This is a genomic window from Fibrobacter succinogenes (assembly GCF_902779965.1).
Lineage (GTDB): Bacteria > Fibrobacterota > Fibrobacteria > Fibrobacterales > Fibrobacteraceae > Fibrobacter > Fibrobacter succinogenes_F.
This window is the reverse complement of the sequence record NZ_CACZDK010000003.1, coordinates 105814-119314: the sequence shown is the minus strand read 5'-3', so window position 1 is coordinate 119314 and position 13501 is coordinate 105814. Positions and strand designations below refer to the sequence as shown.

Genomic DNA, 13501 nt, shown 5'->3' with positions numbered 1-13501 from the left:
TAACTTTTCTACATTCAGGCCATTATGGCTACTATTCCAACTCTAAAAGAAAATCTAGTTATTGAAAATATTCGCCCGAGTATCGAGGGCGGCCGTTTCATGCTTAAGCGTGAACCCGGCGACACTGTGACATTGCAGGCTGACATTTTCCGCCACAGTCACGAAAAGTACGATGCTGCGATTTTTTACCGCCACGTTTCCAAGAAAAAGTGGGAACAGGCTCCGATGCATTTTGTCGATAATGACTTGTGGGAAGGTACTTTCACGGTCGGCAACATCGGCTATTACGAATACAAAATTTGCGCTTGGACCAGGGAGCCGAAAGACGTTCCGACTGAAAGCCCGGTGATGAAGCTCCGTGTGGATCCGACTTACAGCCGCGTCGGTACATGGTACGAAATGTGGCCGAAGAGCCAAGGCACGGATCCGAAAAAGTCTGCAACGTGGAAAGATTGCGAAAAGCAGCTCGACTACATTGCCGGCCTCGGTTTCGATACGGTTTATCTTGTTCCGATTCACCCGATTGGCGTTACGAACCGCAAGGGCGCGAACAATGCGCTCCATGCCTTGGTTGATAAGAAGGGGAATCCGATTGAACCGGGATGCCCGTATGCTGTAGGGAACAAGCATGGCGGCCATTACGATGTGGACCCGGAACTTGGGACCATGAAGGACTTCGAGCATTTTGCAAAGACGGCCCGTGCTAAGGGACTCCGCTTGGCGCTTGACATCGCTCTCAACTGCAGCCCGGACCATCCGTATGTGAAGTCGCATCCGGAATGGTTCTATCACGAACCGGACGGAAGCATCAAGTTTGCTGAAAATCCGCCCAAGAAGTACGAAGATATTTATCCGTTCGATTACTACAACGAGAACTACAAGGAACTCTGGAAGGAAATCGAGAACATTATTTTGTTCTGGGCTGATAAGGGCGTTGAAATTTTCCGCATCGACAACCCGCATACAAAACCGTTCCCGTTCTGGGAATGGCTCATTGCCGACGTGAAGGAAAAACGCCCGGAACTCGTGTTCCTTGCTGAAGCTTTCACCCGCCCGAAGATGATGCATCGCTTGGCGAAGTCCGGCTTCGACATGAGCTACACGTATTTTGCATGGCGTTCAGCAAAGTGGGAATTCGAACAGTACTTGAAGGAACTCACGCAGTCCAATGCTAAGGAATACATGCGTGGTATCTTCTTCCCGACGACTCCGGATATTTTCCCGAAGTACCTTGCATACAAGGGACCGAATGCGTTCAAGCAGCGCTATTTCTTGGCAGCAACGCTTTCGAGCTTGACCGGTATGTACAACGGGTATGAACTTTGCGAAAACATTCCGAGCCCGATCAAGGAAGAATTGGCCGATAGTGAAAAGTATCAGTACAAAGTACACAATTGGTCTGGCCCGGGCATTCAAGACTTTGTTCGTCGTCTGAATGTCGCCCGTCAGGAACATATTGCGTTGCAGGAATACGATAACCTTGAATTCCATTATGCGCAGAATGACCAGCTCATGGTTTATTCCAAAAAGACTGGCGATGACGTGATTCTTTGCGTGTGCAACATGGATATGGACCACGTGCAAGAAGGTATCGTTGAACTCGACATGGCAAAGCTTGGACTTGAGAACGATTCGTTCTTCTTCTTGAAGGATGTCGTGACTGGCGAAAGCTATGTTTGGCGTGGCAACAAGAACTATGTGAAGCTTGATCCTGCAAAGGCTCCTGGTCACATGTTTATCTTGAAGAAAATCTAAAATTGTTGCGCTCGAACGAAGGCGCCTAACCGCAATTGAAAACGTCCCAGAAGCTTAGCGCTTTCGGGCGTTTTTATTTTAATTATAGCAGCTTTATTCTAGCGTCATCTTCGCGGCTTCGGTCGCGTGGATGATTGTTGTATCGTATGTGGGGAGCACGCTGTCTTTTGCGCTGATGAGCATGCCGATTTCGGTGCAGCCGAGAATCACGCCTTCGGCGCCGCGTTTTTTCATTTCCGCAATGATTCTTTGGTATTCTTTGCGGGATTTATCGAGAACTTTGCCGAGGCAGAGCTCGTTGAAAATCACGTCGTTCACGAGTTCGATGTCTTGGACGTCGGGCGTCATGACTTCAAGGCCTGCGTCTATGAGGCGGTTCTTGATGAAGTCCTGCGTCATTGTGAATTTGGTGCCGAGAAGGGCGACTTTCTTGATGTTATCGCGCTTGATGCTGTTGGCGGTCGCATCGGCAATGTGCAGAATCGGGATGCGGATTTCTTTCTCGATTTGCGGGACGAGCTTGTGCATGGTGTTGGTGGCGATGTCGATAAAATCAGCGCCGGCGCCTTCGAGGCGCTTGGCTGCATCTGAAAGAATGTTGGCGTTTCCGTCCCAGTTGCCGCTCGACATGTTCGCTTCGAGTTCGGCAAAGTCCACATTGTACATCATGATTTTTGCGCTGTGGAATCCGCCGAGCGCTTTTGCAATTTCTTTGTTCAGAATTTCGTAATAGGTGATGGTGCTTTCCCAGCTCATTCCACCGATAAGTCCGATAGTTTTCATTTTACTTTCCAGTTATTTTGATTTTAAGTTGCTGAGAGCGTAATCGTTGTGGCTCGTAATCATGCTGAGCGTTTCGCAGTGCTCTACTTCGTTGCATTCACCACAGGTGGCAAAGCCTTTGCCTTGTGCGCATTTGCGGATAGGGCAGAGCGATTGGCAGAATGGAGTTTTGGGCCCTTCGATGCGGCAACCGGTACAGTTGATCATTTGCGGAGTGATTTCCACTTTGTTGAGTTCTGACCATTCTTTTGCGACTTTTTCGCGCAGTGTGTTGTCGTTGTTGATGGTGGCAAGGCGGGCTTCGCACTTTTCGCAGTCGAGGCCGCAGCAGGCGATGTAGCTATTCATAATAAATTTCTCTATTGAACTGTTCTGAAATTACTTTTGTTGAATTAAATACGGTTTGTCGTCTAGCGGGCGAGTGCAGCCCCATTTTTGTGCGATTCGTTCGAAATTTTTTTTGACAATGCGCTTGAAAATGAGATTGAATAGCAATCGAGCTATCCAAGGATTCTTTTCGGGGCCCGTGAACTTCTGTGCTTCTGGCGTCATGAAGTTGCCGTTGCGGGCAAACGACAGTCCCATCTTTGCGTAAGAGGCTAGAATTTTGTCAGTCATCTTTTTGATGTAGTTGTTTTCGCGGTCACGGAGCATAAAGCTGCCGCCTTTCACGAGAACGCCGCCGTAAGTGCAACCGAGCTGAGCGGGGAGTGATTTCAAGAATTTTTCACCGAGTCGCAGCTGATGGCCTTCGTCAAATCCGCTGTGAAGAATGAAAGAGAGCTTTGCGGGTCGCTTGCGTTCCGTGGGGAGCGTGCTCAAGAATTCAAGCAACAGGCTCGGCGTACATTCCACAAAGAGTGGCAAGGCTATGATGATGTTGTCATTCGTCATGAACGCTTCGCGGGCTTCATCCCATTCCGCATGGTTCGAGAGCGAATAAAGTTTGTGCGTGATTCCCGCTTCTTCGAGCCCTTCGGCAAATGCTTGGATAATCTTGTTTGTGTTGCTGTTCTTTTTGATGCGCGGGCTTCCATTAAGAATAAGGATGTGCTGGGGGAGGGGCGCGGCGCATTCTCCCGGAGTCGCGGCCGTTCCCATCGCAATCTCCGGTGCAGTATCTGTCGCACTTTCGAATACATCCACGTTCGCATTAGCTCTTGCTTGCTGTGCATCCAGTGCGATTACGCCGAGCGATTTACCCGCCATGTTCCTAGCAACTCGCATGCTCCATTCTTCGAGCAGTTCTCGGTTGCCGTTGCCCTTGTAAATGACTCCAAAGTTTATGGCGTGGTAGCGCAGTTGGTGGCGTTCCCATCCGTCGCGGATTTCGATGTACATATTCAGCATCGGAACAACGCGATCTAGGACTTGCTTGCCGCGGTAGTCGATAAAGCCAAATTTCGTATCTGCTACAACCCAGAAGTTCTCAGCGCCGACCAATTTTTTGAGGATGATTTCGTAATCGTCCTTGATGCTGCAAATGCCGGGGGTTTTTAGCCAGCAGTTGTTGCAGCCCATGCAATGTATAATTTTCAAATCTGCGGTGTTGACAATTTCTATTTCTTCGTTTTTGTTCGCAAATAGTGCTTTAATCTGTTCCGAGCAATCGCCCGATTCCAATGTGTTCAATACTAAAGTCATTTTAATAGTCCTTTTTATCTGTAACACCTGAGGTCTTGAAAAGTGTCACCGAATTTTATCGTAATTCGACGATTGTTTTTTGCAGGTTCGCGAGGAACTTTCCGGCGTGAGCCCCGTCCATTTGCGTGTGGTGGAACTGGAACGAAACCGGCAATTCATAGCGGAAAAGATGCTTCCTGTAACGCCCCCAAATCATAAACGGGTTGTTGAAAATGCCGGAATTCATTCCGACTGCGCCGTCAATTTCTGTATCGATAATAGCCGAAGTACCAATGACCATGCTGTTTTCGGATAAGTCCCAATCTTGGCAATTTTCCGCCACGATTTTTGTGTACTTGAGGTAATCGCGGTTGAATGTCGCCAAATCTTCGGAATACGGGATGTCGCAAGAGCTGACTTCGCCTTCGTCGTTTTTCACGATTGTATTCACTGCAATCGAATCGTATTGCATGAGCTTGCCGTTGACCGGGAGCATGTAAAACTCCTTAACGCTAGCCGCAGCCTTGCCGATGCAGTAATCCATAAGCATGTTGAACTTCAAACCGCGTTTTTTGCTAAGCTTCACAAGCTTTGTGACATTCAGCGTTTTGAAAAATGTCACCATCGGATTCGGAGCTTGCATCCAAAACTCAAATGCCTTTGCTCTCGTAGTGCTTTTCGGATCGATTTCTTTTGCCATTTTTTTTGCCTTAAATATGTTCACCGATGACTTTATCTGTTTCGACAGAGTTTCATCACTCTCACGGGGCGGTCGGAACCTACCGCAAGGCTTGCACATAACGTTTCTTTTCCGGTATCGATGAATCCGCATTTTTCCATCACGCGGCCCGATGACGGATTGTCGAGAAAGTAGTCTCCCCACAGAGCGGTAAAGCCTTTCACGCGGATGCAGTAGTCTACCACCAACTTCATCGCTTCGGTGCAAATTCCCATTCCCCAATACGGGCGGGCAATCCAGTAGCCTACTTCGCATTCGGTTTCCGCAATTTTCAAGTTCGAAACTGTAGACGGCAAATAGCCAACGCAACCGATGGCTTCGTTTGTCTCTTTCCAGATGACTGCCCACATTCCTTCTCCGCTGAAAATCGTGCGGATGATTTCTAGGCTTTCTTCTACGGACTTGTGCGGCGGCCAGCCTGCATGTGGCCCTACTTCGGGGTCGCTTGCGTATTTGAACAACGCTTCGGCGTCGCTTTCTTTCCAAGGACGCAGTAAAATTCTATTTGTTTCCATCATATCTTGTAAATTTCGACAAAGTGTTTAATGTGTTTTTCAATGAGCTTTAATGCATCTTTTTTGCTTTTGGGCTGACGGTCTGCTTTTGAAACGAGAACTGTTATGGGGGCGATGAGTTCCATGGCTAGCAAGGCGGGGTCGTCTTTTTGGAATAGCCCCTTGTTCATCAGATCTTCTATAATCTTTTGGTACATTTTTTGAATGCCGTCCATTTGGTGGCGTGTTGTAATTTCGGCGAGGCGTTCATTACGGAACTGCTCCTGCACTAAAAAAATGCGCATTTTTCGGATGATGGGGTCGTTTATTGTAAAACGAATTCTTTCTGTGGTTGAGCGTAAAAATTCATCGATGCTTTCGGGCAACTTGCCGATGTTTTTGTCTGAACCGAAGTTTTCCTCGTAACGAGCTTCGGCGATGTCGATCAGCGAGTTTAGAATGTCTTCTTTGCCTTTGAAATGCTTGTAAAGCGATGGCGTCTTGATGCCCACGTCTTGGGCAATCTGTTCCATGCTTGTTCCGTTGTAGCCGTTCTTGGCGAACATGGTTAGCGCTGTTTCTAAAATTTTTTCTTTTGTAGACATGATTTTAAAATTTGGCTAATGGATGTTAGCTAAAATAGCTAATAAACGTTAGCCTGTCAATTTCACATTTGAAGAGTTATTGCTTAATTTGGACTATCAGTCTTATTCACATAAATCAATTTTTTTTATAATAGGTTATATGAGTAAAAAGTTTGTATATGCATTGGGGTTTGTCTTGGCTGCGGTTCAAGCGTTTGGGGCGGTTTATTATGTGGCTACCGACGGCAGCGACAATGCGGCGGGCGCAAAGGACAAACCTTTCGCATCTCTCAACAAGGCAAATTCTGTTGTAAAGGCGGGTGATACTGTGTGGGTTCGCGGTGGCATATACGACTTGAACGATACGGTTTTTTATGCTCGGTATAAAATGACTGCGGGCATTCTCTTGACGGCGAGCGGCGAGAGTGACGACAAGCGCATTCATTATTTGGCCTACCCAGGCGAGCGTCCGATTTTTGATGCGACAAATCTCCCCGTGGCCGCGGGCGAAGAGCATGGCGACGGTACACCCGAAGGAGCGATGTACACTTCGCCTATCGTGATTGCGGCAAAGTATTTGCACCTGAAAGGTTTTGAAGTTCGCAATACGCCCATGATTCACAATTCCAATTCGGGCATTTTCATCTACGCGAGCAAGCACATTTTCTTGGAGCAGATTGATAGTCACCACAACGCTGGGCCGGGATTTTTTGCGCACGACGGAGCATCGGGCGGAGGTGGACACCTCTTTTTGAATTGCGACGCGCACGACAATTACGACCCTACCGATTGGCAAGGCGATGGCGAAAATGCCGACGGTTTTGGTGTGCATTACCAGTATGACGGCGATACCACCAAATTCATTGGTTGCCGAGCCTGGTGGAATAGCGATGACGGTTATGACGTGCTGGCCCAGGAATTTCCGGTAGTTGTGGAAAACAGCTACGCTATGGGAAACGGATACATTCATTACGGAACTAGTAAACCGCCTAACGGGAATGGCAACGGGTTCAAGATGGGATACAGCCGAAATGATATGGGGAGACACATCATTAAAAATTGCGTCGCTTGGAACAATGTGGCCACCGGTTTCTATGCGAACTACACGACCATCGGTAGCACATGGATTAATAACACCTCCTACAAAAACGGGGACCGCTCTTTTGGCATGCCCTCAACAATTTACGCTGAAGATGAAAGAACTCGCATTGCTGAAGTTGTTCCGTTAATGGGAAACAAGGCACACGTACTCAAGAATAATATCGCTTTTCCGAACAAACTATCGCAAATCGGGACTTGCTGGGAGAAAATCTCGAGCCAGAACATCGACCATTATGTGGATTGCCCAGCTGGCGAAAACAACTCTTGGAATTTGAATCTCGATTTGACGGAAGATGATTTTGTGAGTCTCGACGATCCGAGCATGACTGTGACTGGCGAAGATCTCTCGACAATTCCGGGAATGCTTGGCCCGCGCAAAGCTGACGGAAGCTTGCCCGATGTAGATTTCTTGAAACTCAAGAAGGGTAGCCGCGCGATTGACAAAGGTGAAAATGTCGGGTTCCCATTTGCAGGTAAAGCTCCTGACCTCGGCGCTTTCGAATACGGGCTTTCGAGCAGTGTTGTTGCAAAGTCGAGCAGTTCTGCGAATATTTCGTCTAGTAGTTCCGTCACGACCTCTATCGTAATGCGCCCAGGCTATTCTGCAAAAACATTTGGCTTGGTAGCAGTGTTTGATTTGCAAGGACGACACTTAGGTGATTTGCCGGCAGAACGCTTGCTCGGTAGCTCCATTACAAATGTATTGCGTACAAAGTTTAAATTTTCAGGAGTGTATTTGGTGCGGAGAGGTCGTCTCTTGCAAAGGGTAAATGTTTGGTAATTAGAATAAATCCTTAAACCTTTGCTGAATGGCCCTTATTTTCCACAAAATTTGTAAAACCATAACCCTATCCATAAACCTCCTTCTAAAAATTTTACCTATATTTCAAACGTATAACTAACGCTTGGATCCTTCGATTCCGTGCATCGCTCTTCGCTCAGGATGACACTGAGTGGGCCGCTCTGTAGTTGAATGATCTTTGCAAAACCACTGTTTATTAACCACTAACCACTGTTTACTACTTATGTCTGAATATTCTGAAAAGATGGACAAGGCCATAGAGGCCACTGAACGTGAATTTTCCAAGATCCGTGCTGGTCAGGCTAGCCCAGCGATCCTCAATGGCGTGCGTATCGACTATTACGGCACACCGACTCCGATTTCTCAGGTGGCTAAGATTTCCGTGCCCGAACCGCGTATGCTCCTTGTGACTCCGTGGGAAAAGCAGCTCGTCGATGCTATCGACAAGGCAATCCTCGCTGCAAATATCGGCCTTACCCCGATGAAGGACGGCAACTGCATCCGCGTGACGCTCCCGATTCTCACGACTGAACGCCGTAAGGAACTCGCAAAGCTCGCCCGCAAGCATGCCGAAGACGGTCGCGTGGCTATCCGCAACATCCGCCGCGATGCTAACGATGCCATCAAGAAGAACAAGGATTTGCCGGAAGACGAAGTCAAGAAACAGCAGGACGAAATCCAGAAGGCAACCGACAAGGCTATCGCCGAAATCGACCGTTTGCTCGCCGAAAAGGAAGCAGACATCCTCAAGGTGTAGTCCGGGGCTTGCGTGGCAAATCAACTTAGACATGTCGCTATCATCATGGACGGCAACGGGCGCTGGGCTCGAAGCCGTGGCTTGGAACGTTTCCTCGGTCACCGCAAGGGAACCGAGTCCACTATTGACGCTGTCGAAGTGGGTGTAAATCTCAAGCTCGAACACATGACCTTGTATGTTTTCAGTTCCGAGAACTGGGGACGCCCCTCCAAGGAAGTGGATTACTTGATGAACCTCCTCATCGAGATGGTTGTCAAAGAAATCCCCGACCTCATGGAAAAGAATGTGAAACTCAAGGTCATCGGCAATATGAACCGCCTTCCTGAAAAACCGCGTGCAAGTCTCCAGTCCGCAATTGATATTACTGCGAACAATACGGGCATGCAGTTGAACCTTGCCATTTCTTATGGTGGCAGGCAAGAGATCGTGGAAGCTGCGAAGTCTATTGCTGCTCAAGTTGCTGCTGGCTCGCTCAAGGTTGATGATATTGACGAAACTTTGTTTGCAAAGAATCTTTATTTAAAGGGCGCTCCCGATCCGGATTTGGTCATCCGCACCGGTGGAGAATTCCGCCTTTCGAACTACTTGCTTTGGCAGGCCGCATACAGCGAGTTCTATGTGACGGACACGCTTTGGCCGGACTTTACCAAGGAAGAGTTTATGAAGGCTGTCGAATTTTTCAAGACCCGTGAAAGACGTTTTGGGAAGGTTTTGCATGAGTAATCTTGCACAACGATTGATAACGGCGTTTATCGCTATTCCAATTGTATTTGTTTGTTTGTGGTTCAACGATTTTAGTCGCATTGGACTGATGTGTTTCTTGAGTGCTGTCGGAGCCTGGGAATGGGCTGGCATGGCGTCCAAAATTTACAAGGGCCCTGACATGCGCTATCTTTCGTTCGCATCGTCGCTTGCATTGACTCTCGCTTGGACTCTTTCCAAGGGCGGGTACTTTGGACTCCCGGCAGTTCCTTTTGTCGTGGGCATGACGTTCCTTGTTGTCTTTGCAATTTATATCGGTGTAGCCTTTGCAAAGGTGGAAATCGATCACTTGTTCCCATGGCTAGTGATGCAATTCGGTGCTCCGCTTTATGTAGGTCTTTGGGGTGGCATGAATGTGCTCATGATGGGTAACGGTCATGGTCTTGAACATTGCTATCCGTTCATCTTGGTGATGACTTCGTGCTGGCTTTGTGACACGGTGGCGTATTTCTTCGGTAAGTTCGCCGCTGGCAAGGGCCCCTTTGGTCGTCATTTGTTCGCTCCGAGCATCAGCCCTAAGAAAACCTGGGAAGGCTCTGTTGCCGGTTCCATCGCAACGATTGCTTGGGTGGCTTACTGGGTCAAGTGCAGTGCTTCTCTTGCTTCGTTCGAAGTGGAATTTACTTGGGCTTCTGCGATTGTCATTGGTTTACTCATTACAGTTGCAGGCCAGGTGGGCGACCTTCTGATGTCTGCGCTCAAGCGTTGGAGCGGTACGAAGGATTCTGGCAATTTGTTCGTAGGCCATGGTGGCGTGCTGGATCGTTGCGATTCGTTCCTCTTGGCTGCCCCGGCTCTTTACATTTTCATGGATTTCTTGAAGACCATTGTATAAGACATAAACGGAAAGTTTAAAGGAAGACCGTAACTGAATTTCTTCGGTTACGGTCTTTGTTTTAGCAAGGGATATTTTTTTAGGGGTTCGTATAGGAACTATTTTTTAGGAAATGTAGGGTTCTTTCCCCCAATGCCGTGTTCTTCACGATATATCGCTAGGTAGTCAATCACTCCGGATTCGGCTCCCTTTACGGGAATGTAGCGCATGTTGTTTTGCTCGTCGATGATGATGGCAAGGCCTGCAATGTAGTTAATCCAGTGGTAATCTTCGTGATATTTCAAAGCGACTTTGCCTTTAGAACCGAATACGGTGAGTGGCATTACGAGGATATCGTGCGAGACCATGATGCTCACGCGTTTCCACTTGGGCAAATTCTTGAGGATGACTTTTTGCATGAATTCTTCGGCGCGGGGCGAGAGCTCGTAAAGTGCGTTGGGATAGCCGCCGTCGTATGCCCAGTGGGCCATGAGTTCAACGGAGCCACCCTTCATTCCGAGTGATGTACCGTATTGTGCGAGGGAATCGGCAGAAATTTTCAAGAACCAGTTTCCGGTGATGTCGTAATTGGTAATGAGCTTGGGAAGTTTTGCTTCGCCACGGCCTTTGGAAATGTTATTGGCCGTTTCGTTTGTGCGCACAAATCCCGATGTGATGTACGAAAATTCTTCATCGTTTTTGAGAGTGGCGCCTAAGTCTTGGGCCATCTTGACGCCCTTTGCGGTTAGTTCTGTTTCTATGGCGACATTGTCTTCACGCTCGGAATGTCGAATCATGAATACGGCTTTTTCGTTTTCGCGAAGGCTGTGGTAAACATCGGCAACTGTTGCGAAACCGTCGGCATCAAGTGGGATTGAAGTTGCGGACGATTGCGGTTGCGGCGCTTGTGCCGAAGATGATGAAATGCTCGAAGACGAAATCCTATGATGCGTCGAGGAGTGTGCTGAACTTGATGAAGTCTGCTTTGCCGATGAAACTTTCTCGCTTGTGGAATGTGCAGAACTTGTAATTGCCGAGGAATCGGCAATTGTCGCAGAACTTGAGGAACTTGCAGAATGCGGAATAGCTGCGGAACTGGATCCTTGAATTGCGGAACTCGAGAAAATTGCCCCTGTCGATGTACGGATGCTTGACGATGATAGCGTGTCGTTTGGATCACTCGGCGATGAATTGGCGCTTTCGTTTGCTTTGACGGCTGTGGGCGATTTGGAAGAATCACCGCAAGAAATCACGGTGGCAAGGCTTGCAATGGCGGCGAGTGATAAGGTGATGTTCCGCATTTACGATCCCCATTGATAATCACCTGCTTCATAAACAGGCTTTTCGCCGTTGAATCCGCGCGGGCGTTTAATCTTGTCGTCGAATAAGGTCTTGTTGAAAATACGGAAGTCGCCGCGTTCGTAGCTTTGGAATGAAATGTGGCAGAATATAGGGCCTGCGGGCATGTACTCGCTAAAGCTCATGGAGCGTTCGCCGGCGGTGTAAAGGTAGTTGTAATATTTTCCGTTAAATATAATGTGCAGTCCGATATTTCCGACCGTGAACCAGCGGCCTTTTGCAAGGATGTTTTCGTGATGAGTGTCGTCATAGTCCATTACCACGAATTCTGCATCGCCATTCTTGTCGAGATGGAATCGGTACTTGTGGTTTCCACCGCAGCAACGCCCGTCAAAAAACCAAGTGTAACCGCTTGCGGCGGCGATTCGCGGGTCGCGCACGCTAGTATCGGGGTGGGCGATTTGCTCGTCGGACACGAGGCGCTCTGGCTCCACGGCGGCAAGCAGTTGTTGCAATGTCTTGGGATTGCTTACTGTTGGTAAATTTACTTTATTCTTAGATTCGCTTAAGGCTCGGCGGTATAGACGGTAGGGAATGCCGTCATCGCTGATCATGGTGAGTTCGTCTTCGCTGAACACGTAATAGGCGTATGTCTTCGTGCCGCTTTTCGTGACGACGTTGAAACTGCGGTTGTTGAGCGTGTACCATTGCCCGGAAACATTCGGGAATCCGGAAACTGCTGCCACTCCGTTTTCGTCGATAACGACTGTGTAATCATCGCTAATCCAGGCTTCGTCTGCGGCGGTGATCAAACGGCAGTCGCGGTTCTTGTCGCCACTGCATGTTGCGGCTGTTGGGTTTGCCGCTTCGCATGGCGAGACCATTCCCGGCGGGAGTTGTGCAGACATGCCGAGTCTGAACCCCATGTCTGCGGCGCCATCGCGGCTACGGATGGCGCGACGGCTCACCCTTGCGAATTCAGCGGGCTCGCCGTAACTCCCGCCTCGACGCGTCTTGTTGCCAGAACCGGTGAGCTGCACCGGATTTACCTTGTCGCCGGAGGTGTAGGCGACAAGCCAGTCGTAAACCCATTCCCAAGAGTTCCCGCTCATGTCGTAAAGACCGAGTTTGTTCGGTTTCTTGGTTGCAACATCGTGCGCTTTGCCTCCGCTATTTTCGGAGTACCATGCCACATCATCGACGTTGTTACTGCCTGAAAATTTAAACTTGTCTGCGACTCCGTCCTTGCCGCCCCGTGCCGCAAATTCCCATTCGGCGTCCGTGAGCAAACGGTACTGATGCCCAGTCTGTTGCGAAAGCTTGCAGGCGAAATTGTTGGCGTCGAACCAACTGACACCAATTTTGGGCGCCTTGTCCGATTCCCAGGCGCTCTTTTTGCCGCCCATGACCGCATTCCATTGACCAATCGTCACTTCGGTCGGTGCAATGTGGTAATCACTAACAGTTACTTTATGCGATGGGGATTCGTAAATTTTGTCTTGCTCGGCGCAATTATCGCAGCCTCGTGTATAGTTCCCGCCTGCAACATAAACCATGTTGAAAACAGTGCCGTTAACTGTATCGGCAAAATTTGCAGGCGAAATGTAAGTGAAATTGCCGCTGGAACTTGAATTTGTCTGTGCTGCGGACGACTTGCCGAAATTGTCGCTCGAAGATGAATTCCTATGAAAGCGATTGCTTGATGAACTTGCCTTGTCTGTCGATGATGTTCCCGAATTTACTGCGGAAGAATTTGATCCTGCGGATGACAATTCCTCCGCATGTTCAGAAGAATTCCCGCTAGATGAATTGGGTGACTCTGTATTTGAAGGCACACCGGCCCCTGATGATTCTTGATAATCAGAAGAAGAAAGATTGCTTTCTGGTGCGGAAATGTCATTACTAGACGATTCCGAACAACTCCATAACATCCCCACTGCGCAACAACACGCAGCATATACACCCGAGGAAAGTATGCGCATAAGCAC

Annotated in this window: 13 protein-coding genes; 5 read left to right on the top strand and 8 right to left on the bottom strand. The window is 48.6% G+C overall.

Annotated elements, in window-relative coordinates; all coding sequences use genetic code 11:
* The first annotated feature begins 24 nt into the window (after positions 1-24).
* Positions 25-1755 carry an alpha-1,4-glucan--maltose-1-phosphate maltosyltransferase gene (locus HUF13_RS02155; RefSeq protein WP_173473606.1) on the top strand — a complete coding sequence of 577 codons (1731 nt, stop codon included), beginning with the start codon at positions 25-27 and terminating at the stop codon, positions 1753-1755.
* 93 nt (positions 1756-1848) lie between these two features.
* Here the strand turns inward: HUF13_RS02155 and HUF13_RS02150 are convergent, their stop codons facing one another.
* Genes HUF13_RS02150 through HUF13_RS02125 form a run of 6 tightly spaced genes read right to left on the bottom strand, consistent with a single transcriptional unit; the run spans position 1849 to position 5999 of the window.
* Positions 1849-2538 (bottom strand): aspartate/glutamate racemase family protein, encoded by a 690-nt coding sequence (locus HUF13_RS02150; RefSeq protein WP_173473605.1) that lies wholly within the window; start codon positions 2536-2538, stop codon positions 1849-1851.
* A 12-nt stretch (positions 2539-2550) separates the two neighbouring features.
* Positions 2551-2886, bottom strand: coding sequence for a DUF3795 domain-containing protein (locus tag HUF13_RS02145; RefSeq protein ID WP_173473604.1), 336 nt, complete (start codon positions 2884-2886; stop codon positions 2551-2553).
* Positions 2887-2916: 30 nt separating this feature from the next.
* Positions 2917-4182, bottom strand: coding sequence for an NAD(P)H-dependent oxidoreductase (locus HUF13_RS02140; RefSeq protein WP_173473603.1), 1266 nt, complete (start codon positions 4180-4182; stop codon positions 2917-2919).
* Positions 4183-4237: 55 nt separating this feature from the next.
* Positions 4238-4861, bottom strand: a complete 624-nt coding sequence (locus HUF13_RS02135) for a CatA-like O-acetyltransferase, family 2 (RefSeq protein ID WP_173473602.1) — start codon at positions 4859-4861, stop codon at positions 4238-4240.
* A 32-nt stretch (positions 4862-4893) separates the two neighbouring features.
* Positions 4894-5418 (bottom strand): GNAT family N-acetyltransferase, encoded by a 525-nt coding sequence (locus HUF13_RS02130; RefSeq protein ID WP_304038712.1) that lies wholly within the window; start codon positions 5416-5418, stop codon positions 4894-4896.
* Positions 5415-5999: a TetR/AcrR family transcriptional regulator gene (locus tag HUF13_RS02125; protein WP_173473601.1), complete on the bottom strand. Its 585-nt coding sequence runs from the start codon at positions 5997-5999 to the stop codon at positions 5415-5417. The genes HUF13_RS02130 and HUF13_RS02125 overlap by 4 nt, the downstream gene beginning before the upstream one ends.
* 139 nt (positions 6000-6138) lie before the next feature.
* On the opposite strand from HUF13_RS02125, the gene HUF13_RS02120 reads away from it, so the two are divergent.
* The 4 genes from HUF13_RS02120 (at position 6139) to HUF13_RS02105 (ending at position 10235) form a co-directional block, all read left to right on the top strand.
* Entirely contained in the window at positions 6139-7860 is a 1722-nt protein-coding gene (locus HUF13_RS02120) for a right-handed parallel beta-helix repeat-containing protein (RefSeq protein WP_173473600.1), read from the top strand.
* Between the two features lie 244 nt (positions 7861-8104).
* Positions 8105-8638: a ribosome recycling factor gene (gene frr, locus HUF13_RS02115; RefSeq protein WP_173388163.1), complete on the top strand. Its 534-nt coding sequence runs from the start codon at positions 8105-8107 to the stop codon at positions 8636-8638.
* Between the two features lie 12 nt (positions 8639-8650).
* Entirely contained in the window at positions 8651-9361 is a 711-nt protein-coding gene (locus HUF13_RS02110; protein WP_173473599.1) for an isoprenyl transferase, read from the top strand.
* The gene (locus HUF13_RS02105) at positions 9354-10235 is read left to right on the top strand and encodes a phosphatidate cytidylyltransferase (protein ID WP_173473598.1); all 882 of its coding nucleotides are present in this window, start codon (positions 9354-9356) and stop codon (positions 10233-10235) included. The genes HUF13_RS02110 and HUF13_RS02105 overlap by 8 nt, the downstream gene beginning before the upstream one ends.
* Before the next feature lie 98 nt (positions 10236-10333).
* Here the strand turns inward: HUF13_RS02105 and HUF13_RS02100 are convergent, their stop codons facing one another.
* Together HUF13_RS02100 and HUF13_RS02095 are read right to left on the bottom strand one after the other, a co-directional pair.
* Positions 10334-11515, bottom strand: a complete 1182-nt coding sequence (locus tag HUF13_RS02100) for a histidine phosphatase family protein (RefSeq protein ID WP_173473597.1) — start codon at positions 11513-11515, stop codon at positions 10334-10336.
* On the bottom strand, positions 11516-13495 hold the full coding sequence (locus tag HUF13_RS02095) for an SUMF1/EgtB/PvdO family nonheme iron enzyme (RefSeq protein WP_173473596.1): 1980 nt from the start codon (positions 13493-13495) through the stop codon (positions 11516-11518). It abuts the gene before it with no gap.
* Positions 13496-13501 lie beyond the last annotated feature (6 nt).

Coding starts and splice junctions, on each gene's coding strand:
- HUF13_RS02155 (WP_173473606.1), top strand. CDS start 25: ATGGCTACTATTCCAACTCTAAAAGAAAATCTAGTTATTGAAAATATT.
- HUF13_RS02150 (WP_173473605.1), bottom strand. CDS start 2,538: ATGAAAACTATCGGACTTATCGGTGGAATGAGCTGGGAAAGCACCATC.
- HUF13_RS02145 (WP_173473604.1), bottom strand. CDS start 2,886: ATGAATAGCTACATCGCCTGCTGCGGCCTCGACTGCGAAAAGTGCGAA.
- HUF13_RS02140 (WP_173473603.1), bottom strand. CDS start 4,182: ATGACTTTAGTATTGAACACATTGGAATCGGGCGATTGCTCGGAACAG.
- HUF13_RS02135 (WP_173473602.1), bottom strand. CDS start 4,861: ATGGCAAAAGAAATCGATCCGAAAAGCACTACGAGAGCAAAGGCATTT.
- HUF13_RS02130 (WP_304038712.1), bottom strand. CDS start 5,418: ATGATGGAAACAAATAGAATTTTACTGCGTCCTTGGAAAGAAAGCGAC.
- HUF13_RS02125 (WP_173473601.1), bottom strand. CDS start 5,999: ATGTCTACAAAAGAAAAAATTTTAGAAACAGCGCTAACCATGTTCGCC.
- HUF13_RS02120 (WP_173473600.1), top strand. CDS start 6,139: ATGAGTAAAAAGTTTGTATATGCATTGGGGTTTGTCTTGGCTGCGGTT.
- frr (WP_173388163.1), top strand. CDS start 8,105: ATGTCTGAATATTCTGAAAAGATGGACAAGGCCATAGAGGCCACTGAA.
- HUF13_RS02105 (WP_173473598.1), top strand. CDS start 9,354: ATGAGTAATCTTGCACAACGATTGATAACGGCGTTTATCGCTATTCCA.
- HUF13_RS02100 (WP_173473597.1), bottom strand. CDS start 11,515: ATGCGGAACATCACCTTATCACTCGCCGCCATTGCAAGCCTTGCCACC.
- HUF13_RS02095 (WP_173473596.1), bottom strand. CDS start 13,495: ATGCGCATACTTTCCTCGGGTGTATATGCTGCGTGTTGTTGCGCAGTG.